Origin of the sequence: Mycobacterium sp. Aquia_213 (assembly GCF_026625985.1) — a bacterium.
Taxonomy (GTDB): Bacteria; Actinomycetota; Actinomycetes; order Mycobacteriales; family Mycobacteriaceae; genus Mycobacterium.
In genome coordinates, this window is sequence record NZ_CP113116.1 from 4,067,419 (window position 1) to 4,090,765 (window position 23,347).

General features: G+C 67.2%; 22 protein-coding genes and 2 tRNA genes. 11 read left to right on the forward strand and 13 right to left on the reverse strand.

Features of this window, described 5'->3' with window-relative positions:
- The first annotated feature begins 5 nt into the window (after positions 1-5).
- The 4 genes from LMQ14_RS18855 to LMQ14_RS18870 are packed head-to-tail and all read left to right on the forward strand — an operon-like array spanning position 6 to position 3,725.
- Positions 6-449, forward strand: coding sequence for a nuclear transport factor 2 family protein (locus LMQ14_RS18855; protein WP_267731048.1), 444 nt, complete (start codon positions 6-8; stop codon positions 447-449).
- Between the two features lie 4 nt (positions 450-453).
- A complete protein-coding gene (locus LMQ14_RS18860; RefSeq protein ID WP_267731049.1) occupies positions 454-1,659 on the forward strand; it encodes a sulfotransferase family protein in 1,206 nt (401 codons plus the stop codon).
- Positions 1,652-2,896 (forward strand): hypothetical protein, encoded by a 1,245-nt coding sequence (locus LMQ14_RS18865; RefSeq protein ID WP_267731050.1) that lies wholly within the window; start codon positions 1,652-1,654, stop codon positions 2,894-2,896. Before LMQ14_RS18860 ends, LMQ14_RS18865 begins: the two co-directional genes overlap by 8 nt.
- Before the next feature lies 1 nt (position 2,897).
- Positions 2,898-3,725 (forward strand): oxidoreductase, encoded by an 828-nt coding sequence (locus tag LMQ14_RS18870; protein WP_267731051.1) that lies wholly within the window; start codon positions 2,898-2,900, stop codon positions 3,723-3,725.
- 16 nt (positions 3,726-3,741) lie between these two features.
- On the opposite strand, the gene LMQ14_RS18875 is transcribed toward LMQ14_RS18870, so the two are convergent.
- Positions 3,742-4,425 carry a uracil-DNA glycosylase gene (locus LMQ14_RS18875; RefSeq protein ID WP_267731052.1) on the reverse strand — a complete coding sequence of 228 codons (684 nt, stop codon included), beginning with the start codon at positions 4,423-4,425 and terminating at the stop codon, positions 3,742-3,744.
- Between the two features lie 8 nt (positions 4,426-4,433).
- Positions 4,434-5,423, reverse strand: a complete 990-nt coding sequence (locus LMQ14_RS18880; RefSeq protein ID WP_267731053.1) for a thiamine-phosphate kinase — start codon at positions 5,421-5,423, stop codon at positions 4,434-4,436.
- 132 nt (positions 5,424-5,555) lie between these two features.
- On the opposite strand from LMQ14_RS18880, the gene LMQ14_RS18885 reads away from it, so the two are divergent.
- On the forward strand, positions 5,556-6,128 hold the full coding sequence (locus LMQ14_RS18885) for a DUF3515 domain-containing protein (RefSeq protein WP_420714697.1): 573 nt from the start codon (positions 5,556-5,558) through the stop codon (positions 6,126-6,128).
- Here LMQ14_RS18885 and LMQ14_RS18890 read toward each other — a convergent pair.
- Entirely contained in the window at positions 6,125-7,234 is a 1,110-nt protein-coding gene (locus tag LMQ14_RS18890) for a D-alanine--D-alanine ligase family protein (RefSeq protein WP_267735591.1), read from the reverse strand. The genes LMQ14_RS18885 and LMQ14_RS18890 overlap by 4 nt on opposite strands.
- Before the next feature lie 122 nt (positions 7,235-7,356).
- A complete protein-coding gene (locus LMQ14_RS18895) occupies positions 7,357-8,388 on the reverse strand; it encodes an NAD(P)H-dependent glycerol-3-phosphate dehydrogenase (RefSeq protein WP_267731054.1) in 1,032 nt (343 codons plus the stop codon).
- 123 nt (positions 8,389-8,511) lie between these two features.
- Between LMQ14_RS18895 and cofC the strand changes: the two genes are divergently transcribed.
- From cofC to LMQ14_RS18910, 3 genes are all read left to right on the forward strand, one after another.
- Positions 8,512-9,162: a 2-phospho-L-lactate guanylyltransferase gene (cofC, locus tag LMQ14_RS18900; RefSeq protein ID WP_267731055.1), complete on the forward strand. Its 651-nt coding sequence runs from the start codon at positions 8,512-8,514 to the stop codon at positions 9,160-9,162.
- Positions 9,163-9,248: 86 nt separating this feature from the next.
- Positions 9,249-11,423: an RNA degradosome polyphosphate kinase gene (locus LMQ14_RS18905; RefSeq protein WP_267731056.1), complete on the forward strand. Its 2,175-nt coding sequence runs from the start codon at positions 9,249-9,251 to the stop codon at positions 11,421-11,423.
- A gap of 71 nt (positions 11,424-11,494) precedes the next feature.
- Positions 11,495-12,442 carry an NUDIX hydrolase gene (locus LMQ14_RS18910; protein WP_267731057.1) on the forward strand — a complete coding sequence of 316 codons (948 nt, stop codon included), beginning with the start codon at positions 11,495-11,497 and terminating at the stop codon, positions 12,440-12,442.
- Positions 12,443-12,507: 65 nt separating this feature from the next.
- On the opposite strand, the gene LMQ14_RS18915 is transcribed toward LMQ14_RS18910, so the two are convergent.
- From LMQ14_RS18915 to leuC, 3 genes are all read right to left on the reverse strand, one after another.
- Positions 12,508-13,125 carry an HU family DNA-binding protein gene (locus LMQ14_RS18915; RefSeq protein WP_267731058.1) on the reverse strand — a complete coding sequence of 206 codons (618 nt, stop codon included), beginning with the start codon at positions 13,123-13,125 and terminating at the stop codon, positions 12,508-12,510.
- Between the two features lie 213 nt (positions 13,126-13,338).
- Positions 13,339-13,935 carry a 3-isopropylmalate dehydratase small subunit gene (leuD, locus tag LMQ14_RS18920; RefSeq protein ID WP_267731059.1) on the reverse strand — a complete coding sequence of 199 codons (597 nt, stop codon included), beginning with the start codon at positions 13,933-13,935 and terminating at the stop codon, positions 13,339-13,341.
- 19 nt (positions 13,936-13,954) lie between these two features.
- On the reverse strand, positions 13,955-15,382 hold the full coding sequence (leuC, locus tag LMQ14_RS18925) for a 3-isopropylmalate dehydratase large subunit (RefSeq protein WP_267731060.1): 1,428 nt from the start codon (positions 15,380-15,382) through the stop codon (positions 13,955-13,957).
- Between the two features lie 86 nt (positions 15,383-15,468).
- Here leuC and LMQ14_RS18930 point away from each other — a divergent pair, with 86 nt between their 5' ends.
- Together LMQ14_RS18930 and LMQ14_RS18935 are read left to right on the forward strand one after the other, a co-directional pair.
- Positions 15,469-16,170, forward strand: a complete 702-nt coding sequence (locus LMQ14_RS18930; RefSeq protein WP_267731061.1) for an IclR family transcriptional regulator — start codon at positions 15,469-15,471, stop codon at positions 16,168-16,170.
- Between the two features lie 111 nt (positions 16,171-16,281).
- Positions 16,282-16,794 (forward strand): pyridoxamine 5'-phosphate oxidase family protein, encoded by a 513-nt coding sequence (locus LMQ14_RS18935; protein WP_267731062.1) that lies wholly within the window; start codon positions 16,282-16,284, stop codon positions 16,792-16,794.
- Positions 16,795-16,798: 4 nt separating this feature from the next.
- On the opposite strand, the gene LMQ14_RS18940 is transcribed toward LMQ14_RS18935, so the two are convergent.
- The 4 genes from LMQ14_RS18940 to LMQ14_RS18955 all read right to left on the reverse strand — a co-directional run bounded on the left by LMQ14_RS18940 (position 16,799) and on the right by LMQ14_RS18955 (position 19,397).
- A tRNA-Glu gene (locus LMQ14_RS18940) sits at positions 16,799-16,871 on the reverse strand.
- Between the two features lie 81 nt (positions 16,872-16,952).
- Positions 16,953-17,027: transfer RNA gene (locus LMQ14_RS18945), tRNA-Gln, on the reverse strand.
- A gap of 106 nt (positions 17,028-17,133) precedes the next feature.
- On the reverse strand, positions 17,134-18,600 hold the full coding sequence (gltX, locus tag LMQ14_RS18950) for a glutamate--tRNA ligase (RefSeq protein WP_267731063.1): 1,467 nt from the start codon (positions 18,598-18,600) through the stop codon (positions 17,134-17,136).
- Entirely contained in the window at positions 18,597-19,397 is an 801-nt protein-coding gene (locus tag LMQ14_RS18955; RefSeq protein ID WP_267731064.1) for a fumarylacetoacetate hydrolase family protein, read from the reverse strand. The genes gltX and LMQ14_RS18955 overlap by 4 nt, the downstream gene beginning before the upstream one ends.
- A gap of 130 nt (positions 19,398-19,527) precedes the next feature.
- On the opposite strand from LMQ14_RS18955, the gene LMQ14_RS18960 reads away from it, so the two are divergent.
- Entirely contained in the window at positions 19,528-20,841 is a 1,314-nt protein-coding gene (locus tag LMQ14_RS18960) for an MFS transporter (protein ID WP_267731065.1), read from the forward strand.
- Here the strand turns inward: LMQ14_RS18960 and LMQ14_RS18965 are convergent.
- Together LMQ14_RS18965 and serA are read right to left on the reverse strand one after the other, a co-directional pair.
- Entirely contained in the window at positions 20,741-21,751 is a 1,011-nt protein-coding gene (locus LMQ14_RS18965) for a 3-isopropylmalate dehydrogenase (RefSeq protein WP_267731066.1), read from the reverse strand. The genes LMQ14_RS18960 and LMQ14_RS18965 overlap by 101 nt on opposite strands.
- Complete coding sequence (gene serA, locus LMQ14_RS18970) at positions 21,748-23,334, reverse strand: phosphoglycerate dehydrogenase (protein ID WP_267731067.1); 1,587 nt, start codon at positions 23,332-23,334, stop codon at positions 21,748-21,750. The genes LMQ14_RS18965 and serA overlap by 4 nt, the downstream gene beginning before the upstream one ends.
- Between the last annotated feature and the right edge of the window lie 13 nt (positions 23,335-23,347).

Here is a 23,347-nt window from a genome sequence, read left to right on the forward strand (position 1 = left end):
TTGGCATGAGTGACAGCGGGCGCGACATCACCAACCTGATCTACACCTACGCCGAGCTCCTCGACGGGGGTGACCTGGACGGGGTGGCCGGGCTTTTCGCGCATGGCCGCATCTGCGGCGTGGAGGACGGTCCGCCGGAGACGGTGTTCGAGGGCTCCGCCCGGGTGCGGCAGATGTACGAGATGGCCACGCGCATCTACGAAGACGGCACCCCGAAAACCAAACACAACACGAGCAATGTGCAACTGCACATCGACGAGGCCGCGGGCACCGCGCGCAGCACGTCCTACTACTGCGTCACGCAGGCCACCCCCGACCTTCCGCTGCAGGTGATCGTCACCGGGCATTACAAGGACACGTTCCAGCGACTGGACGGCGCCTGGTGGTTCGACAGCCGCATCATGTTCGTCGACCAGGTCGGCGACGTCAGCCAGCACCTGAAGTTCTGAGCGCGTGGCAGCCTCGAGCGACTTGGGCGGCGCCTTCGACCCCGCCGGCGTACTGGCCGACGCGCAGCGCAAAGAGGCGCTGACCGACTGGGGCCCCGGCGAATTCGAGGGTCCGCTGCGGGTGCTGCTGGACGACTACGCGCGCGCCGACCTCAACGCCATCGGCGTGCACATCCTGCGCTCGGGCATCGTGCACAGCCTGCGCATGCGGCTTCGCACCCAGGAGTGGATCCGCCGCCACCCGGAGATTCTCTCCGAGCGGGTCGCCGCACCGATCGTCGTGGTCGGAATGATGCGCAGCGGCACGACGCTGCTGCAGCGACTGCTGGCCGCCGACCCGCGTTTCGTCTGCGCCTACGGCTGGGAAGTCGTCGAGGTCGCGCCCCGGCTGGACTACCGGTTCAGCGATGTCGCCGATCCGCGCATCGCGATCAGCGAAGCGCGCGAAGCGAAGTCCCGCGAGCTGGCACCGGATCTGTTCGCCATCCACCCGATGTACGCGCGCGAAGCCGAAGAAGAGATCGTCTTTCTGGCCGACGCGTTTCTGTCCCACGTGCCTGAATCCGGTGCGCACCTTCCGCATTACCGGTCCTGGCTGGACGAGCAGGACTTCTCCCCCGCCTACGACTACCTGCACCGCATGCTGCAATTCGTCCAGTGGCAGAAACGCCAGCGCGGGCAGCAGGCCCAGCGCTGGGTGCTGAAATCGCCCGCGCACCTTGGCTATCTGGACCTGCTGCGCACGCGGTTCCCCGACCTGCACGTCGTGCACATGCATCGCGACCCGCGCACCACGATCGCGTCGGGGGCCAGCCTGAACGCCACCCTGCACGCGATGCACGCCGACACGGTGGACGCGCCTCGCGTCGGTGCGCAATGGCTGGCGCGGATGGGCTGGACCAATGACCGGGCCATGTCGACCCGCGACAGCTGGTCAGACGACGCTGCGGTGGTGACCGACATCGGGTTCGACGACGCGGTCGCCGACCCGATCGGGCAGGTGGCCCGCGTCTACGACGCCGCCCGCTTGCCGTTCACCGCCGCCGCCGAGGATTCGATGCGGCGCTGGCTGGTGCAGCGTCCCCGCGAAGCCGCCCGCCCGCCCTACGGGCTGCAGAACTACGGCCTGCGACCCGAGCAGGTCGACGAGCGATTCACCTTGTACAACAAGCGTTTTAGACAGCACATCGGAGGAACTGCGCATGCCTGACGATCCCGTCTCGACCGCGTCCCAGCGCGAACAGGAGCTGGCCGCCCTCGACTTGATCGAGCACCCCACCGTCAAGGCCGCCTATCGCACGGTGGCCGAGACCTGGCTGGGCCGTGCCAAGGCGTCCGAGGCGATGCGCGAGCGATTCGACGATTCGTTCGCCGAGGTGATGTTCTCCGCGGCGGTATGGTCGTCCAATCAGGACAAGCTACGGCCCAAGGTCAGCTGCATCACGCGGCTGGCCCACCCGGTGGAGGGCCGTCGCATTCCCGGATCGCGTTGGGGCATCGACAATCCCGACAGCGTGTACCGGGTGATCCCGATCTCGGGCGACGAGCGCTACGAGATCCGCGGCCGCGTCGGCGCCCACCGCATGACCGAGAACTACTTCACGCTCTGGGATGCGCGGATGGGCACCGTCGATGTGCTCAACGGCCGCACCATGGCGGTCGACTCCGACGGCAGCTACACCATCACCGTCGATGCCGACCCGGCCAACGGGCGGCCCAATCACGTGCGGAGCACGCCGGAGGCCCACGAGTTCTACATCCGCGACGTGCTACTGGACTGGGGCCGCGATGACCCCAATCACATCGAGGTGCAACGACTTGGCGGCTCACCGGCAACGCCGGCGCGCACGCTCGACGAGCAGGCCGAGGCGACCGCGGCGATGATGGATTATTTCGCCAACTTCACCGGCAAGCTCAGCCATGGCGTGTACAAGATGCCGGCCAACCATTTCAACCTGGCCTGGTCGGCGGACAAGGTCGGCGCGATGCGTAATCAGGTTTACGTGATGGGCCGCTTCGAACTCCAGCCCGACGAGGCTTTCGTCGTCGACCTCAGCGACGGTGGCGCCGAGTACTTCACCGTGCCGCTGAGCAATATCTGGGGCACCACACTCGATCTCGTCGATCGCACCGGCAGCCTGAACAAGGCGCAGTCGGTCCGTAACGAGGACGGCACCTACACCTACGTGATCTCGCCGGTCGACCCCGGCGTCGCGAACTGGATCGACTCCGACGGCCTGCGCGAGGCCATCCTGACCCTGCGCATGGCGGAGTTCGGCGAGAACGGTCCCCGCGATGACCTCGGCGCGCGCGGCCGGGTGATCAAGCTCGACCGGCTCGATGCCGAGGTGCCGCACCTGCCGCGGGTCAGCGCGCAAGACCGGGCCGCCCAACTGGCCGACCGGCGCGCCGCCTATCTGCGCCGGCTGCCGGAAGGGACGGCCTGAGATGGCGCGCTGGCTGATCACCGGTTGCTCCACCGGTTTCGGACGCGAGATCGCCCGCGCCGCACTGGAAACCGGCCACAGCGTGGTGGTGACCGCGCGGCGGGCCGATGCGGTGGCCGATCTCGCCGACGAATTCGGGGACCGGGCGGTAGCTGTCGCGCTCGACGTGACCGACGCCGCCCAGATCGCGGCGGCGGTGTCGGCGGCCGACGAGGCGTTCGGCGGGATCGACGTCCTGGTCAACAACGCCGGTCACGGTTACCTGTCCTCGGTGGAAGAGGGCGAGGACGCCGAGGTTCGAAAGTTATTCGACGTCAACTACTTCGGAGCCGTCGACATGATCAAGGCGGTGCTGCCCGCGATGCGCGCCCGGGGCGCCGGCCACATCATCAACATCTCGTCGATGACCGGCCTGGTGGCCAACCCGCCCAACGCCTATTACTCGTCGACCAAGTTCGCGCTCGAGGCGGTGACCGAAGCACTGGCCACCGAGGTGCGGCCATTGGGCATCAAGGTGACCGCGATCGAGCCGGGCGCGTTCCGTACCGACTGGGCGACGCGCTCGATGAAGGAGTCGGGCAGCCCGATAGCCGCCTACGCCGACGTGGCAGCGCGCAAGGACCTGATCAAGCAGTTCGCCGATCACCTGCCGGGCGACCCGCGCAAGGTGGCCGAGGCGGTGCTGATGGTGACCACCCTCGACGAGCCACCGCTGCGGCTACTGCTGGGCCGCGATGTGCTGAAGGCGATGCGCGACAAGATCACCGCGATGTCGGCGTCGATCGAAGAGTGGAAAGCCGTCACGAAGGACGTGAACTTTCCCGAGTGAGCGCCGGCCGCTGCGCTCAGGGCAGCCGCCAGTCGATCGGGTCGGCTCCCATCCCGGCGAGCAGCTCGTTGGCGCGGCTGAACGGACGCGACCCGAAGAATCCGCGCGAGGCGGACAGCGGCGAGGGGTGTGGCGACTCGATCGACACACAATTGCCCTCTGCCAGAACAGGTTTGAGCGTCGACGCGTCGCGGCCCCACAGGATCGCCACCATCGGCTGCGACCGCCCGACCAGGGCGCGGATCGCGCACTCGGTGACGGCTTCCCAGCCCTTCCCGCGATGCGATGCCGGGTTGCTCGGCCGAACCGTCAGCACCCTGTTCAACAGCAGCACGCCGCGCTGCGCCCAGGGCGTCAGATCGCCACACGAAGGTGGCGGGTAACCCAGGTCGGCCGAGTATTCGTCGAAGATGTTGGACAGGCTGCGCGGCAGTGGCCGCACCTCGGCAGCCACCGAGAAGCTCAGGCCCACGGCATGCCCGGGTGTCGGGTAGGGGTCTTGCCCGACGATCAGCACCCGCACCTGGTCGAATGGAAAGGTGAAGGCGCGCAACACGTTCGGACCCGCGGGCAGGTATTTGCGGCCGGCCGAAATCTCGTCTCGCAGAAATTGCCCCATCTTGGTCACCTGCTCGGCAACCGGCTCGAGTGCGGCGGCCCAACCCTGCTCGACGAGTTCACTCAATGGACGTGCGGTCACGCTCCACCCTAACCCTCGAACGACTGCCAGCCCGCGTATCCCTGCCACTGCGCGCCGTCGACGAGCACCCGGGCCGGGCCGTCGAGCACCTGCCCGATGACGCGCCACCCGGGTGGCACCGGGCCGGCGAAAGAGGCCACCAGGGCGTGGTCTTCGCCGCCGCCCAGCACCCACGACCATGCATCGATGCCCGCCGCCGCGGCGGCCGCGCCCAGCGCGTCGCGATCGGGAGCCAGCGCCGCGGTCGACAAATCGATACCCACCCCCGACGCGTCGGCCACGTGCCGCAGATCGGCGACCAGACCGTCGGAGATGTCGATCATCGCCTGCGCACCCGCATCCGCGGCCACCGCGCCCTGCCCGTAGGGCGGCTCGGGCACCAAATGACGGGCACGCAGTTCGTCGAATCCGCTAATGTCGTTGCACCACAACGAATATCCCGCTGCCGAGCGGCCCAATTCACCGGTGACGGCAACCACCGCACCGGGTTTTGCTCCCGAGCGCAGCACCGGCGCCCGGCCGCCCAGGTCGCCCAGCACCGCCACCGACAACACCCATAGCGGCGCGCTGACCAGATCGCCGCCGACGATGCCGGCCCCGATTCGCGCTGCCTCGTCCCACATTCCGTCGACCAAGGCGTCGGTGTCCGCTATCGCGGTATCGGCGGGCGCACCGAAGCCGACCACGAATGCCGTGGCCCGTCCGCCCATCGCCTCGATGTCCGCGGCGTTCTGGGCGATGGCCTTGCGGCCGACGTCGTGCGGCGTGGACCAGTCCAGCCGGAAATGCCGGCCCGCCACCAGCATGTCGGTCGAGACCAGGCTGCGGCCGTCACCGGCCGACACCACCGCCGCGTCGTCGCCGGGACCCACCAGCACGGTGTGGGGCTGAACGCGGCCACGCACCAGCCGGTCGATGACGGCGAACTCACCGAGCTGGCCCAACGTGGGCGACTCCCCGGAAACTTCTTCGCGCACGTAGCCTCCTGCGGCGCGCATCGGCCATGCGCGGCCCTCGTCCAGCGGTCCGACCTGCGGTAAGTTTGTCCCTGCCCGCGTGAGCGGACGGCGCCAGTGTATGAGATGGGAGGTGCCCGGGTGGTCGATGCTCCGGGCGTCGACGGCCGGGCGATGATGACCGGTTCGGACTCCGAGGACCCAGGCGGACCGCCGCGGGCCCTGCTGATCGCCGCGGTTGTGGTGGCGGTCGTCGCGATCGGCGTCGTGCTCGTCATCGCGGCAACCCGCGAAGCGCCGCCGCAGCCGGTCGCGCTTCCCTCCGTGCCGGCTCCGCAGGCCGGAAGCCCGGCATGCCACGCGCTATCGGCCGAGCTGCCGCAGCGCCTCGGCGACTATCAGCGCGCGCCGCTGGCACAGCCGGCACCCGAGGGCGCGACCGCTTGGCGCACCGGAACCGGCAACGAGCCGGTGGTATTGCGCTGCGGGCTCGACCGCCCGACCGGCTTCGTGGTGGGATCCGCGATCCAGGTCGTGGACCGGGTGCAGTGGTTCGAGGTGGCGGCCGATCAGCAATCCGCCGGTGACGCAGGCAGATCCACCTGGTACACGGTGGACCGGCCGGTGTATCTGGCGCTGACCCTGCCGTCGGGATCCGGGCCGACACCGATCCAGCAGCTCTCCGAGGTGATCGACCACACCATCACGGCGGTGCCCATCGACCCGGCCCGGCCTGCTGCGCGTTAGCGCAGACCCGTGCCCCGGACCAAGGCCGTTTCCACCATGGTCGCCAGCAGACTCCGATAGTCGATGCCGCTGGCCGCCCACATCCTCGGGTACATCGAGATCGTGGTGAACCCCGGCATCGTGTTGACCTCGTTGATCACCGGCCCGTCGTCCGTGAGGAAGAAGTCGACTCGGGCCAGGCCCTGGCAGTCGATGGCCTTGAACGCCCGGATCGCCAATTGGCGCACGCCGTCCGCGATGTCGTCGTCGACCTTGGCGGGCACATCCAATTCCGCTGCGTCGTCGAGGTATTTGGTAGCGAAGTCGTAGAAGCTGTCCTCGCGTCCGCGCACGCCGGCTACCCGGATCTCCCCTACCGTGCTGGCTTCTATTGTGCCGTCTGGCATTTCGAGCACACCGCACTCCAGCTCGCGACCGTTGATCGCGGCTTCGACGATCACCTTCGGATCGTGCCGGCGGGCATCGGCCACCGCGGCGGCCAGTTCATCCCAACTCGCCACCCGGTTGACACCGATCGACGACCCACCGCGTGCGGGTTTGACGAACACCGGCAGGCCCAGCCGCTCACGCTCCTCGGGGGGCAGCGCCTGCTGCGACGGGCGCAGCACCGTGTACGGGCCGACCGGAATTCCCTCGGCGACAAGCAGCTTCTTGGTGAATTCCTTGTCCATCCCGACGGCGCTGGACAGCACGCCGGCGCCGACGTACGGCACGCCGGCGAGTTCGAGCAGCCCCTGGATCGTGCCGTCCTCGCCGTAGGGGCCGTGCAGCACCGGGAACACCACGTCGACCGATCCCAGCACTTCACTGGCGCCCGGCGGTAGTGACACCAGTTGGCCGCTGCGCCGCGGGTCGGCCGGCAGCGCCAGCTCGGTTCCCGATTCGGTGGTCACCCCGGGCAGTTGCCGGTTGCTGATCGCCAGCGCGTCCGGGTCGCCGTCGGTGAGCACCCATGACCCTTCGGGGGTGATGCCGATCGCGACCACATCGAATCGCTGCGGGTCGAGGTTGCGCAGGATGCTGCCCGCCGACACACAGGAGATGGCGTGCTCGTTGCTGCGCCCACCGAACACGACGGCGACACGCACCCGGCTACCCCCTGACACGGAGGGCCGGTTGGTCGCATCGCTGGCGTTCACAACCTGGAGAGGCTACCGGTTGGCAGGCCGAGAGGTCGGAGCGCCGACCCGTAGCGGGGGTTTTGCCGGACCACCGGCCGGCAACGCGCTCACTCCGGCTTGGTGCTGCGGCCGAGCAGCAGGGCCATCGCCTCGTCGACCGAAAGGCCCTTGTGGCAGACCCGGTGCACCGCATCGGTGAGCGGCATCTCGACGTCGTAGCTGGACGCCAGCGCAAGCACGGATTCGCACGACGTCACGCCCTCGACGACGTGCCCGTCCTTTCCCTCCAGCGCCGACTGCATGCTTGCGCCCCGCCCCAGGCGCTCACCCATCGAGCGGTTGCGCGAATGCGGCGACGTGCAGGTGGCCACCAGATCACCCACACCGGCCAGGCCGGCCAGCGTCGCGCCCTTGGCGCCCAGCGCGATGCCCAGCCGCATGATCTCGGCCAGACCGCGGGTAATGATCGCCGCGGCGGTGTTCTCGCCCAGGCCCACACCGGCGGCCATCCCGCACGCGAGCGCGATGACGTTCTTGCAGGCTCCGCCGATCTCGGTCCCGACCACATCACTGTTGGTGTACGGGCGGAAGTACCCGGTGTTCAGCATGCGCTGCAGCGCGACCGCACGGCCGGAGTCGCTGCACGCGATCACCGTGGCGGTGGGTTGGCATTCGGCGATTTCGCTGGCCAGGTTCGGCCCGGAGATCACCGCGATCTGCGACGGGTCTGCGCCGGTCACCGAGACGATGACCTGGCTCATTCGCATCAGGGTGCCCAGCTCGATGCCCTTGGCCAGGCTGACCAGGGTCGCGCCGTCGGCGATCAGGGGAGCCCACTGCTCGAGGTTGCTGCGCAGGTTCTGGGCCGGGACGCCCAGCAGCACCGTCGTCACTCCGCGCAGCGCCTCGGCCGCGTCGGCGGTGGCCCGGATGGCCGGTGGCAGCTCGGTGCCGGGCAGGTAGGCGGGGTTGTAGCGGGTGGCGTTGATCTGCTCGGCCACATCGGATCGCCGCGCCCACAGCCTGATCTCGGCTTCCGGCGCTCCGGACGTTTCGGCGGCCTCGGCGAGCACCTTGGCCAGCGACGTTCCCCATGCTCCGGCGCCCATCACCGCAACGGCGCCCGCTGTGCTGGCCATTTCCCATCCCATTCGGTCATCAACGCGGCATCTGCAGCCGCTACACCCTAGAACAGGGACGGGCGGCCGTCACCATTGATGCTCGCGACCGGGGCGACATCACACGCTGGCAGGATTGACGTCATGAGCGGCGCGCAGACCGATGGTGCCGGCGATGTGGCGTTGATCATCGCCGTCAAGCGGTTGGCCGCCGCCAAGACCAGGCTGGCTCCGGTGTTCTCGGCGCGGACCCGCGAGACCGTGGTGCTGGCCATGTTGGTGGACACCGTGACCGCCGCGGCGGGGGTCGGATCGGTGGGCTCGATCACCGTCATCACGCCCGACGAGGACGCAGCCGCGGCGGCCGCGGCGCTCGGTGCACAGGTGATCGCCGACCCGACACCCGAGGGCCACGAAGATCCGCTGAACCATGCGATTGCCACCGCCGAACGTTCGGTGGCCGAATCCTTCTCCAATGTTATTGCCCTGCAAGGTGATTTGCCCGCACTACAGACACAAGAGCTGGCCGAGGCGATCGCTGCCGCACGCCAGCACCGGCGCAGCTTCGTTGCCGACCGGCTGGCGACCGGCACCGCCGCACTGTGCGCATTCGGCACCGCGTTGGATCCACAGTTCGGGTCGGATTCGGCCGCGCGGCATCGTCGTTCGGGTGCGATCGAGCTGACGGGCGCGTGGCCCGGCCTGCGCTGCGACGTCGACACCCCCGCCGATTTGATCGCCGCCCGCCGGCTCGGCGTCGGAGGGGCAACCGCCCGCGCCATCGGCCACGCCTGAAAATCCGAACGTGGCAAACCTGTCCGGGGGATGAACGGCGCGCCAACGGCGGATGGATCTCTACCGAGCGCTAGCAGCACCACCCGGTGATGAGCAATGATTCCTTGGTGACCGAAATCGAAGCTGAAGCACGGCTTGACGAAACTGTGTGGCAACCCGGCGACAGCGCCCTGGGAGCACCCCCCGCTACGACCCCCGCGGCGATCGACGATGCGCTGCCGGAAGACCGTTACCTCAACCGGGAACTGAGCTGGCTGGACTTCAACTCGCGGGTGCTGGCGCTGGCCGCCGACACCTCGCTGCCGCTGTTGGAACGAGCCAAATTCCTGGCGATCTTCGCGTCGAATCTCGACGAGTTCTACATGGTCCGGGTCGCCGGCCTCAAGCGTCGCGACGAGATGGGACTGTCCGTCCGCTCGGCCGACGGCCTAACGCCGCGTGAGCAACTGGCCCGCATCGGCGAACAAACGCAGCGGATCGCGACCCGGCACGCGCGCGAGTTCCTCGACTCGGTGCGACCGGCGCTCGCACACGAAGGCATCTATATCGTCACGTGGGCCGATTTGGATCAGGCTGAGCGCGACCAACTGTCGACCTATTTCAACGAGCAGGTCTTCCCGGTCCTGACCCCACTCGCCGTCGACCCGGCGCACCCGTTCCCGTTCGTGAGCGGGCTGAGCCTGAACCTGGCCGTCACGGTCAAGGACGACGGCGGTCAGCACTTCGCCCGAGTCAAGGTGCCCGACAACGTCGATCGCTTCGTCGAACTCGGTCGTGACACGGACGGAAACGAGGTAATCCGCTACCTGCCAACGGAAGAACTGATCGCGGCCTTCCTCCCGGCGCTTTTCCCGGGCATGGAGATCGTCGAGCATCACGCGTTCCGCATTACCCGTAACGCCGATTACGAGGTTGAAGAGGACCGCGACGAAGACCTGTTGCAGGCGCTGGAACGGGAATTGGCGCGCCGGCGGTTCGGTTCGCCGGTGCGGCTCGAGATCGCCGACGACATGACCGAGAGCATGTTGGAGCTGCTGCTGCGCGAACTCGACGTGAATCCCGGTGACGTCATTGAAGTCCCCGGGCTGCTCGACCTCTCGTCGCTGTGGCAGATCTACGGAGTCGACCGTCCGGCACTCAAGGACCGGACATTCGTCCCGGCCACCAGTCCCGCCTTCGTCGATCGCGAAACGCCGCGCAGCATTTTCTCGACGCTGCGCGAAGGTGATGTGCTGCTTCACCATCCGTATGAGTCGTTCTCGACGAGCGTGCAGCGATTCATCGAGCAGGCCGCCGCCGACCCCAACGTGCTGGCGATCAAGCAGACGCTGTACCGCACCTCGGGTGACTCGCCGATCGTTCGGGCGCTCATCCAAGCCGCCGAGGCCGGAAAGCAAGTCGTGGCAATGGTGGAGATCAAGGCACGCTTCGACGAGCAGGCCAACATCCGCTGGGCACGCACCCTTGAGCAAGCGGGCGTGCACGTCGTCTACGGGTACGTCGGACTCAAGACGCACTGCAAGACCTGCCTGGTGGTGCGCCGCGAAGGCTCAACCATCCGGCGCTACTGCCACATCGGGACCGGCAACTACAACGGGAAGACGGCGCGACTGTACGAGGACGTCGGTCTGCTCACGGCATCCCCCGACATCGGGGCCGACCTGACCGACCTGTTCAATTCGCTGACCGGCTACTCGCGCAAGGTCTCCTACCGCAACCTGCTGGTTGCCCCGCACAGCATTCGCACCGGCATCATCGAGCGCGTCGAGCGCGAGGTTGCGGCCCACCGCGAACACGGCGGCGGCCGGATCCGGGTGAAGATGAACGCTCTGGTCGACGAGCAGGTCATCGACGCGCTGTATCGCGCGTCGCAAGCCGGCGTGCGGGTCGAGGTGGTGGTGCGCGGCATCTGCGCGCTGCGCCCTGGCACCGAAGGCTTCTCGGACAACATTGCGGTCCGTTCGATCCTCGGCCGATTCCTGGAGCACTCGCGGATCATGCATTTCAGTCGCATCAACGAATTCTGGATCGGTAGCGCCGACATGATGCACCGCAACCTCGACCGGCGCGTGGAGGCGCTGGTTCAGGTCAAGGATCCGAAGCTGACCACGTATCTGAACGAACTGTTCGAGTCCGCGATGGACCCGTCGACGCGGTGCTGGGAGCTCGCGTCCGACGGGCAGTGGATCGCGTCGCCACGGGAAGGTCACTCGGTGCGCGACCACCAGGAGTCACTGATGGAGCGGCACCGCGGCGCCTAACGCTATGTGGTAACTTTCCAGGCCACCCAAAGGCCGGCGTGGCGCTGGCCGAATTGACCTGCAGGAGTGTGGTGTCGGACCAGAACTCGTCAGGCGGTCGGCGCTCAGGGAAGCGGACTGTCTACGCCGCGGGCGCGGTGCTGTGGCGACACAGCAGTGCTGATTCAGACAACCCCGAGCTCGAGATCGCCCTCATCCACCGTCCCCGCTACAACGACTGGTCGCTCCCCAAGGGCAAAGTGGACCCGGGTGAAACGGCACCGGTGGCCGCGGTACGCGAAGTGCTGGAGGAGACCGGACACCACGCCATCCTCGGCAGGCGGCTCAACAAGGTGAGCTACCCGATCGACCAGGGTGTCAAAAAGGTGTACTACTGGGCGGCGCGCAGCACCGGTGGCAAATTCGAGCCGGGCAAAGAGGTCGACGAACTGATCTGGTTGTCCGTCGCCGATGCGATGAAGAAACTCGACTACGCCCAAGACCGAAACGTGTTGCAGCGCTTCACAAAACAACCGGCGGACACCCGCACCGTGTTGGTGGTACGGCACGGCACCGCGGGCCGGAAGTCGCGCTTCTCCGGAGACGACACCAAGCGGCCGTTGGACAAAAAAGGACGCGCGCAGGCCGAGGCGTTGGTCGCGCAGTTGATGGCGTTCGGCGCCACCGACGTGTACGCCGCCGATCGGGTGCGCTGCCACCAGACGGTTGGACCGCTCGCCGAAGAGCTGGGTGTGACGATCGAGAACGAGTCCACCCTCACCGAGGAGTCTTACGCCAAGAATCCCAAACGCGGCCGGCACCGGATGCTGCGTATCGCCCGCCACAAGGGCACACCGGTGATCTGCACGCAGGGCAAGGTGATTCCGGATCTGATCACGTGGTGGTGCGAACGCGACGGGGTGCACCCGGATAAGTCGCGCAACCACAAGGGCAGCACGTGGGTACTGTCGCTGTCCAAAGGCCGACTAGTGGCGGCCGATCACATCGGCGGCGCGCTGGCCGCCAACGTTCGGGCCTGACACACGAAATACCCTTCGGGGCAGCGATGCTGCCCGAAGGGTATTCGCGTCTGAACTAGGTTGACCTACTTGCGACCGCGCTTGGCAGCAGCCTTCTTGGCCGGCGCCTTCTTCGCAACCTTCTTGGCCGGAGCCTTGGTTGCGGCCTTGCGCACCGGCGCCTTGGCAACGACCTTCTTCACGGCCTTGACCGCTTTCTTGACCGGAGCCTTGGTCACGGCCTTCTTGACCGGAGCCTTGGTCGCGGCCTTCTTGGCCGGAGCCTTGGTCGCGGCCTTCTTGGCCGGGGCCTTGGTCGCGGCCTTCTTCACCGCAGCCTTCTTGGCGGGAGCCTTCTTGGCAACCTTCTTGGCTGCGCCTGCAACAACACCACGTTTCACGGCCGGTCCTTCCGACGGGAGGCGCTGTGCGCCAGCAACAACCGCTTTGAATTGAGCACCCGGGCGGAACGCGGGGACGGACGTCGGCTTTACCTTCACCGTCTCACCGGTACGCGGGTTGCGGGCCACACGTGCTGCGCGGCGCCGTTGTTCGAACACACCGAACCCGGTGATGGTCACGCTGTCGCCCTTGTGCACCGCACGCACGATGGTGTCGACAACATTCTCGACGGCGGCGGTCGCCTGCCGACGGTCCGAGCCCAATTTCTGTGTGAGCACATCTATGAGCTCTGCTTTGTTCATCCAAACCCTCCGAAGCCAGTGGTCCCATTTTGGGAACCGACTAGCGAACACGGTAAACCCTTACCCAGCAAATTGCCAAGCGCCACGCGCAATTTCACGGCTAAGCGACAGGAAATTCCGCAATCCGGTTGCCGCCCTTGGTCGGTGACGCAGGCGAAAAATAAGCCTTGCTAGGTAAGGTGATCGGGGCGGAATTCGACCCCGATCAACCGTTCATGGGGTCGGCAGAGTGCGCGGTTTCCAATCCGGACGGGCCGTCTCGAAAGACTCGAGCTCGTCGAGTTTCTGCAGCGTAAGGCCTATATCGTCGAGTCCTTCGAGCAGTCGCCACGCGGTGTGGTCGTCAATCTTGAACGGCAGCACCGTCGTTCCCGCGGTGACATTTCGATCTTGAAGATTGGCAGTGATTTCCAGTCCCGGACTCTGCTCGATGAGCTTCCAAAGCAGTTCCACGCCGTCTTGGCTGACTTCGGCTGCCAGCAGCCCCGCCTTACCCGCGTTGCCCCGAAAGATGTCACCGAATCGAGACGAGATGACTACCCGGAACCCGTAGTCCATCAATGCCCATACCGCATGCTCGCGCGACGATCCGGTCCCGAAGTCGGGTCCGGCGACCAAGACCGAGCCTCGGTCAAATGGACTGAGGTTGAGCACGAATGACGGATCCGACCGCCATGTCGCGAACAAGCCGTCCTCGAAACCGGTTCGGGTGACGCGCTTCAAATACACCGCGGGAATGATCTGGTCGGTATCGACATTGGAGCGCCGCAGCGGCACGCCGATCCCGGTGTGGGTGTGAAAGGCTTCCATCTTCGCCTCGATTTCGTTTTCAGTTCAAGTCAGCGGGAGCGGAAAGGGTGCCGCGGACCGCGGTTGCCGCGGCGACGGCCGGTGACACCAAATGCGTACGGCCGCCTTTACCCTGCCGCCCTTCGAAGTTGCGGTTCGACGTCGCGGCGCAACGCTCGCCGGGGGCAAGCTGATCGGGGTTCATGCCCAGGCACATCGAGCAGCCGGCCTGCCGCCATTCGGCGCCGGCGGCGGTGAATACCTCACTGAGCCCTTCGGCTTCGGCTTGCGCGCGCACCCGCATCGAGCCCGGAACGACCAGCATTCGCACGCCCTGGGCCACAGTGCGACCGCGCAGCACCTCGGCCACCACCCGCAGATCTTCGATCCGACCGTTGGTGCACGACCCGACGAACACCGCGTCGACGGCGATCTCCCGCATCGGCATGCCCGCCCGAAGGTCCATATATGCCAACGCTTTCTCCGCGGCCTGCCGCTCGTCGTCGTTGGTCATCAGATCGGGGTCCGGCACCGCCGCACCCAATGGCACACCCTGGCCCGGGTTGGTCCCCCACGTGACGAACGGGGTCAACGACTCCGCATCGAGATAGACCTCGGTGTCGAACACGGCGCCGTCGTCGGTGCGCAGCTGTTGCCAGTACTGCAGCGCGGCGTCCCATTGCGCGCCGGTGGGCGCGTGCGGGCGGCCCCGCAGGAATTCGTAGGTCGTCTCGTCCGGCGCGACCATTCCGGCCCGGGCCCCGGCCTCGATACTCATGTTGCAGACCGTCATCCGGCCTTCCATGGACAGCGATTGGATCGCGCTGCCCCGATATTCGATGACATGACCTTGCCCACCGCCGGTACCGATCTTGGCGATCAGCGCGAGGATGATGTCCTTGGCGCTCACGCCGGGCGGCAATTCGCCGTCGACATTGACCGCCATTGTTTTGAAGGGCCGCAACGGCAACGTCTGGGTTGCCAGCACATGCTCGACTTCCGAGGTGCCGATGCCCATGGCAATCGCACCGAATGCGCCGTGGGTCGACGTGTGACTGTCCCCACAGACCACCGTCATTCCCGGCTGGGTCAACCCCAATTGCGGTCCGACGACATGCACGATGCCCTGCTCGATATCGCCCATCGGGTATAGGCGGACACCGAATTCGGCGCAGTTGCGCCGCAATGTCTCGACCTGAGTGCGCGATACCGGGTCGGCGATCGGCTTGTCGATGTCGACGGTGGGCACGTTGTGGTCCTCGGTGGCGATCGTCAGGTCGGTCCTGCGCACCGGTCGGCCGGCCAGGCGCAGGCCGTCGAACGCCTGCGGGCTGGTGACCTCGTGCACCAAATGCAGGTCGATGTAGATCAAGTCCGGCGCGCTGCCCTCACCCGAGACCACAACGTGGTCTTCCCATACCTTTTCGGCCAGGGTGCGCGGCTTGCCGCCTGGTGCGTCGGTTCCCATCGTGAACTCGCCTCTATTCGCCTCAATCGCGGCTCGCCGATCAATCTGGGCTGTGATCTCATAATGCGAGACGCTAGTATCTCTCTATGAGACAGCATAGCGGCATCGGCGTCCTGGATAAAGCCGTGGATGTGCTGCACACGATCGCGGAATCGCCCTGCGGGTTGGCCGAACTGTGCGAACGAACCGGTTTTCCGCGAGCCACCACGTACCGGCTTGCCGCCGCGCTGGAGGTACATCGCCTGCTGGCGCGCGACGACGACGGGCGTTGGCGGTTGGGTCCCGCGCTGACCGAATTAGCCGCCCACATCGACGATCCGTTGCTGGCGGCGGGCGCGGCAGTGCTCCCCCACTTGCGCGAAACCACCGGCGAAAGCGTGCAGCTGTACCGCCGCGAGGGCACGTCGCGGGTCTGCGTGGCCGCCCTGGAACCGTCTGCAGGCCTTCGCGATACGGTGCCGGTCGGGGCTCGGCTGCCGATGACGGCGGGCTCTGGGGCCAAAGTCTTGCTGGCGCACAGCGATGTCGCCACGCAAAAAGCGGTGCTGCCGACGGCGAAGTTCACCGACCGGACGCTGGCCGAAGTACGCCGGCGCGGTTGGGCGCAAAGCGTCGCCGAACGCGAGCCGGGGGTGGCGAGCGTGTCCGCGCCGGTTCGTGATGGCCGCGGCGTGGTCGTCGCCGCCATCTCGGTATCGGGACCCATCGACCGGATCGGCCGGCGACCCGGAGCGCGTTGGGCCGCCGACCTTCTCTCGGCCGCCGACGCCATGGCTCGCCGTCTCTAGTCACCTCGCCTCTAGTCGCCTCGCCCGCTCGAGTGTGCGTCCTGGGCGCCCTGGGCGCACAATTCCCGCCCTCAGCGCACACTCGAAAACCGCCGCTGACAAACTGACGCCATGGGAACCAATCAGCGCGCGAGCATCGTCATGTCCGACGATGAGATCGCGGACTTCGTCGTCAAGAGTCGTACCGGAACAATGGCCACCATTGGCTCCGACGGCCAGCCGCATTTGACCGCCATGTGGTACGCCGTCGTCGACGGCGAAATCTGGATCGAGACAAAAGCCAAGTCTCAGAAAGCGGTCAACCTGGCCCGCGACCCGAGGGTGACCTTCCTGATCGAGGACGGCGACACCTACGACACACTGCGCGGGGTTTCCTTCGAAGGCGTCGCGGAGATCGTCGACGACCCGGACGTCGCGCACCGCGTCGGGGTCAGCGTGTGGGAGCGCTACACCGGCCCCTACACCGACGAGATGAAGCCGTTCGTCGAGCAGATGATGAACAAGCGGGTCTGCGTCCGCATCGTTGCGCGACGGGCGCGCTCGTGGGATCACCGCAAACTTGGATTGCCGCCGATGCCGGTGGGTGGTTCCACCGCACCGGCCGTGCTGGGGACCGGCCAGTAATTTGTAGCCCCGATGGGATTCGAACCCACGCTACCGCCGTGAGAGGGCGGCGTCCTAGGCCGCTAGACGACGGGGCCAGAACCGATCCGAGCTGCCAGCATAGCTCACCCGACGGGGGCCACCTAATCACTCGGCATCTGCTTGCAGGCTGACGGATTTGGCTGGGGTACCAGGACTCGAACCTAGAATGGCGGTACCAGAAACCGCTGTGTTGCCAATTACACCATACCCCATCGGCCACCTAAAACCGCTGGTCAGAGCATGCTCTGCGGGCTAGCGCGCCAGCTTCTGCAGCCACTCTGCCAGCCGTTGTCGGCCGACGAGCAGACTACCAAAGATTTACCCGACCCCCTCGCGCGCCGCCCGCAACCTGGCCAGGCTGCGGTCGCGGCCGAGCAGCTCCAGCGACTCGAACAGCGGCGGGCTGATCGTCGTCCCGGTCGCGGCGACCCGGATCGGGCCGAACGCTTTGCGCGGCTTGAGCGCCAGACCGTCGATCAGCGCGGCTTTGAGCGCCTCCTCGATGTAGGTGACGGTCCAGTCCGTCACGCCGTCCAGGGCCGCCAGCGCGGCGTCCAATACGGCGACCCCGTCGGGACCCAGCTCCTTGGCCGCGGCCTTGGGATCGATCGCGTATTCGTCGTCGTTGAGGAACTTCAGCAGGTCCCACGCGTCGCCGAGCACCACGATGCGGGTCTGCACCAGCTCGGCCGCGATAGCGAATTCCGCCTCGTCGAGCCCCACCCGATGGCCGTGCACAGCGAAGTAGTCGCGCAGCCTGCCGCTGAAGTCGGCCACGTCGAGCATCCGGATGTGTTCGGCGTTGAGCGCGTCGGCCTTCTTCTGATCGAAGCGGGCCGGGTTGGAGTTGACGTCGACAACGTCGAACGCGGCCACCATTTCGGCGAGGCTGAACAGGTCATGATCGTCGGCGATCGCCCAGCCCAGCAGCGCAAGGTAATTCACCAGGCCTTCGGGGATGAACCCGCGGTCGCGATGGGCGAACAGGTTCGACTGGGGGTCGCGCTTGGACAGCTTTTTGGTGCCCTCGCCCAATACCGTTGGCAAGTGGGCGAACTCCGGAGTTCGCTCGGCCACCCCGATCCGGATCAACGCCTGGTACAGCGCCAGCTGGCGCGGCGTCGACGGCAGTATGTCTTCGCCTCGCAGCACATGGGTGATCTTCATCAGCGCGTCGTCGACCGGATTGACCAAGGTATATAAGGGATCTCCGCTGGCGCGGGTCAATGCGAAATCGGGTACCGAGGCCGCCGCGAACCGGGTGGTGCCTCGCACCAGGTCATCCCAGGCGAGATCTTCGTCGGGCATCCGCAGCCGTACCACCGGCTTACGTCCTTCGGCCAGGAACGCCGCGCGCTGCTCCTCGGTCAGCTCACGGTCGAAGTTGTCGTAGCCGAGCTTGGGGTTGCGGCCGGCGGCCACGTGACGCGCCTCAACCTCCTCCGGCGTCGAAAACGCGTGGTAGGCCTCGCCCGCGGCGAGCAGCTTGTCCACCACCTCGCGGTAGATGTCGCCGCGCTGCGATTGCCGGTACGGGCCGTGGGGTCCGCCGACCTCGGGTCCCTCGTCCCAATCCAGGCCGAGCCAGCGCAACGCGTCGAGCAGCGCCAGATAGCTTTCCTCGCTGTCGCGTTGGGCGTCGGTGTCCTCGATGCGAAAGACGAAGGTGCCCCCGGTGTGCCGGGCGTAGGCCCAGTTGAACAGCGCGGTGCGGACCATCCCGACGTGCGGAGTGCCGGTGGGCGATGGGCAGAACCGGACCCGAACATCCCCTGGCGCGGTCACGACTTTCCTTTTCGGACCACGGGATTGGAGAGGGTGCCGATGCCCTCGATGGAAACGGAGACGGTGTCGCCGTCCTCGATGGGACCGACGCCGGCCGGGGTCCCGGTGAGGATCAGATCGCCCGGCAGCAGCGTCATCACCGCCGAGATCCATTCCACGATGGCGCCGACGTCGTGAATCATCAGCGAGGTGCGGCTGTCCTGTTTGACTTGGCCGTTGACCTCGGTGCGCAACGCGATGTCGGCCGGGTCGACGTCGGTGACGACCCAGGGCCCCACCGGGCAGAAGGTGTCGTGGCCCTTGGCGCGAGTCCATTGACCGTCGGCCTGTTGCTGGTCGCGCGCCGACACGTCGTTGGCGATCGTGTAGCCCAGGATGTTGTCGGCGGCCTGAGCGGCGAGCACGTCCTTGCACGGCCGGCCGATCACCACCGCCAACTCCCCTTCGAAATGCACGGGTGATGCGTTGGCGGGCAAGCGAATCGGCACGTTCGGTCCGATGATGGCGGTGTTGGGCTTGAGGAAGATGATCGGATCGGCCGCGGCCGGGCCCGTTGCGAAGCTTGCCATCTCGGCGATGTGGTCGCTGTAGTTCTTGCCGACGCACACCACCTTGCCGGCAAGCATCGGGGCCAGCAGCCGGACGTCGTCGACCGGCCACGAGCGGCCGGTAAACGTCGGCGTTCCGAACGGGTGCTCGGCGATCTCACGGGCAGTCATCGCGCTGGGATCCTCCAGCGGACCCTCGATGCTGACGAAGGAGACACCATCCGGGCTGGCGATTCGACCTAGGCGCATTCATTTGAGCCTAGTGACGGTCGCGAGCGCGGCGTCAGCCGGGCGCTGCGGGCCGCCACCCATTGAGCCTAGTGACGGTCGCGAGCGCGGCGTCAGCCGGGCGCTGCGGGCCGTGTGCGAGCATGAGCGAATGCCCACGGACCCGGAGGTTACGGGCCTGAACGCCGGTGCGCGCTGGTCGATCATGATCATCTCGCTGTGGGTGACGGCAAGTTCGTTCCTCTTCATCAACGGCATTGCCTTCTTGATTCCCTCGCTCGAGGGCAAGCGCGGAATTCCGCTGACCGAGGCGAGTCTGTTGTCGTCGATGCCCAGCTGGGGCATGGTCGTGACACTGATCGGTTGGGGCTATGTGCTCGACCGCGTCGGCGAGCGGCTGGTGCTGACGCTGGGTTCCGCGCTCACCGCGGCGGCGACCTACGCCGCCGCCGCGTCCCATTCGTTGGTGGTGGTCGGTGCCTTTCTGTTTCTGGGCGGCATGGCCGCCGCGAGTTGCAACGCCGCCGGTGGCCGGCTGGTCTCCGCGTGGTTTCCGCCACACCAGCGCGGCCTGGCCATGGGCATCCGCCAGACCGCCCAGCCGTTGGGTATTGCCCTGGGCGCATTGGTGATGCCCGAGCTGGCCGAACACGGTCTGGGCGCCGGGCTGATGTTCCCGGCATTCGCGTGTACCGCCTCGGCGGTGGCCAGCGCGATCGGAATCATCGATCCGCCGCGCAAGCCCCGGCAGGTGGCCACCGAACAGGAATTGGCCAGCCCGTACCGGGGATCGTTGGTGCTGTGGCGAATCCACGCGGTGGCGGGCCTGCTGATGATGCCGCAGACCGTGACCGTGACGTTCATGTTGGTGTGGTTGATGCGGCACCACGGCTGGACCGTCGCGGAGGCCGGCGGTGTGGTCACCCTCTCGCAGGTCCTTGGCGCACTGGGCCGTATCGCTGTGGGCCGGTGGTCGGACCGGGTCGGCTCGCGGATGCGACCGCTGCGCGTCGTCGCCATCGCCGCGACCCTGGCGTTGTTCCTGCTCACTCTCGCCGATGACGGCGATTGGGGCTTCGAAGTGCCGGTGATGATCGCCGTCTCGGTGATCGCGGTGTTGGACAACGGATTGGAAGCAACGGCGATCACCGAATTCGCCGGGTCGTTCTGGAGCGGACGCGCGCTGGGAATCCAGAACACCACACAGCGGCTGGTGGCCGCCGCGGGCGCGCCGCTGTTCGGTGTCTTGATCGACGCCGCCAGGTATCCGACGGCTTGGGCGTTGTGCGGCCTGTTCCCGTTGGCGGCAATACCGTTGGTGCCCGCCAAGCTGCTGCCGCCGGGCCTGGAAACCAGCGCAGCGGCTACAGCCCGGCAGCGATCAGTTCGCCGACCTCGGTGGTGGAGCGCCGTTCGCTCCCCCGAGACGCGAGATACGTCTCGACCGCCCGGTCCACCCGGCTAGCGGCCTCGGTGTCGCCGAGGTGGGCGAGCAGCAGCCCCACCGAAAGGATGGCCGCGGTCGGATCGGCGACGCCCTTGCCGGCGATATCGGGCGCGCTGCCGTGCACCGGCTCGAACATCGACGGATTGGTCCGGGTCGCATCGATATTTCCACTGGCGGCCAAGCCAATTCCGCCCGACACCGCGGCGGCGATGTCGGTGATGATGTCGCCGAACAGGTTGTCGGTGACGATCACGTCGAAGCGCCCGGGGTCGGTGACCAGGAAGATGGTGGCGGCGTCGACGTGTTGATAGGCCACCTCGACGTCGGGATATTCCGCACCGACCTCGGCGAAGACTCGCGACCACAGTTTCCCGGCGAAGGTCAGCACGTTGTTCTTGTGCACCAACGTCAGATGCTTGCGGCGCTGCCGGGCCCGCTCGAAGGCGTCGGCCACGACGCGGCGCACCCCGAATGCGGTGTTGACGCTGACTTCGGTGGCCACCTCGTGCGGCGTTCCGACCCGGATCGCGCCACCGTTGCCGGTGTAGGGGCCCTCGGTTCCCTCGCGCACCACCACGAAATCGATAGCGGGATCGCCCGCGAGCGGGCTGCTCACGCCCTTGTACAGCTTGGCCGGCCGCAAATTGACATGATGGTCGAGCTCAAAACGTAGGCGCAGCAACAGCCCTCGCTCCAGCACACCGCTGGGCACCGACGGGTCACCGATCGCGCCGAGCAGGATCGCGTCCTGCTCGCGAAGCTCGGCGAGCGCCGACTCCGGCAGGAGTTCGCCGGTGGCGTGGTAACGCCGCGCGCCGAGGTCGTATTCGGTCTTCTGTACGCCCGGCTTGACGGCGTCAAGGACCTTGACCGCCTCGGCGACGACCTCCGGCCCGATCCCGTCCCCGCCGATAACCGCGAGTTTCACGAAAGATCAACCACCTCAAGCTTGTTGGCGCCCACCGCCGACGCGATCTCGGACCGGACGTCGCCGGGCACGTCGCGGTCGAGCCGCAGCAGGATCGTCGCGCTGGAGCCCTCGGCGTCCTCGGAGAGCTGTGCGGCCTGGATGTTCACCCCGGCCGCACCCAGCAAGGTGCCGATCTTGCCCAGCGCACCGGGCTGGTCGGCATAGTTGATCACCAGGTTGGTGCCCTGGGCCCGCAGATCGAAGTTGCGGCCGTTGATCTGCACGATCTTCTCGACCAGCTGCGGACCCGACAATGTGCCCGCGACATTGACCCGCGAGCCGTCGTGGCCGACCACCCGCACGTCGAGGACACTGCGGTGGTTCGGGCTTTCCGAGGCCGTGCTGATCTCGGCCGTCACGCCACGCTCGGCGGCCAGCGCCGGCGCGTTGACGAACGTGACCGGATCCTCGACGACGGCCGAGAACAAACCGCGCAGCGCCGAAAGCTTCAGCACCTCAACATCTTCGGAGGCTAGCTCGCCGCGCGCCTGCACCGACAGCGAGGTGGGAGCGCCATCCGAGAGCGCCGCGGCCAGCAGCCCCAGCTTGCGCGCCAGGTCCAGCCAGGGAGCTACCTCTTCGTTGACCACGCCGCCGCCCACGTTGACCGCGTCGGGGACGAACTCCCCGGCCAGCGCCAGCCGCACGCTCTCGGCGACGTCGGTGCCGGCCCGATCCTGCGCCTCGGAGGTGGACGCCCCCAAATGCGGCGTCACCACCACTTCCGGCAACTCGAAAAGCGGGCTGTCCGTGCAGGGTTCGGTGGAGAAGACATCCAGGCCGGCCGCGCGCACATGGCCGCTGCCGATCGCCTCGGCCAGCGCCGCCTCGTCCACCAGGCCACCGCGGGCGGCGTTGACGATGATGACGCCCGGCTTGGTCTTGGCCAGCGCCTCCTTGTCGATCAGGCCGGCCGTCTCGGGTGTCTTGGGCAGGTGCACCGAGATGAAATCGGCGCGAGCCAGTAGTTCGTCCAGCGCCAGCAATTCGATGCCGAGCTGGGCGGCGCGGGCCGGCGACACGTACGGGTCATACGCGACGATGTGGGTGCCGAAGGCCTCGATCCGCGCGGCGACCAGCTGGCCGATGCGGCCCAGGCCCACGATGCCGACCGTCTTGCCGAAGATCTCGGTGCCGTTGAACTTCGACCGCTTCCAGGTGTGTTCCCGCAAGGTGGCGTCGGCCGCGGGGACCTGGCGCGCCGCGGACAGCAGCAGCGCCAGGGCGTGCTCGGCGGCGCTGTGGATGTTCGACGTCGGCGCGTTGACGACCAGCACCCCGCGCTCGGTGGCAGCGTCCACGTCGACGTTGTCCAGGCCCACTCCGGCGCGGGCGACGATCTTCAGCTTGGGGGCGGCGGCCAGCACCTCGGCGTCGACCGTGGTGGCCGAACGCACCAGCAGCGCGTCGGCCTCGGGCACCGCGGCCAGCAGCTTCTCCCGATCCGGACCGTCTACCCAGCGCACCTCGACCTGATCGCCCAAGGCGGCCACAGTTGATTCGGCGAGTTTGTCGGCGATTAACACAACAGGCAAGTTCACGCGGCCAGCCTAT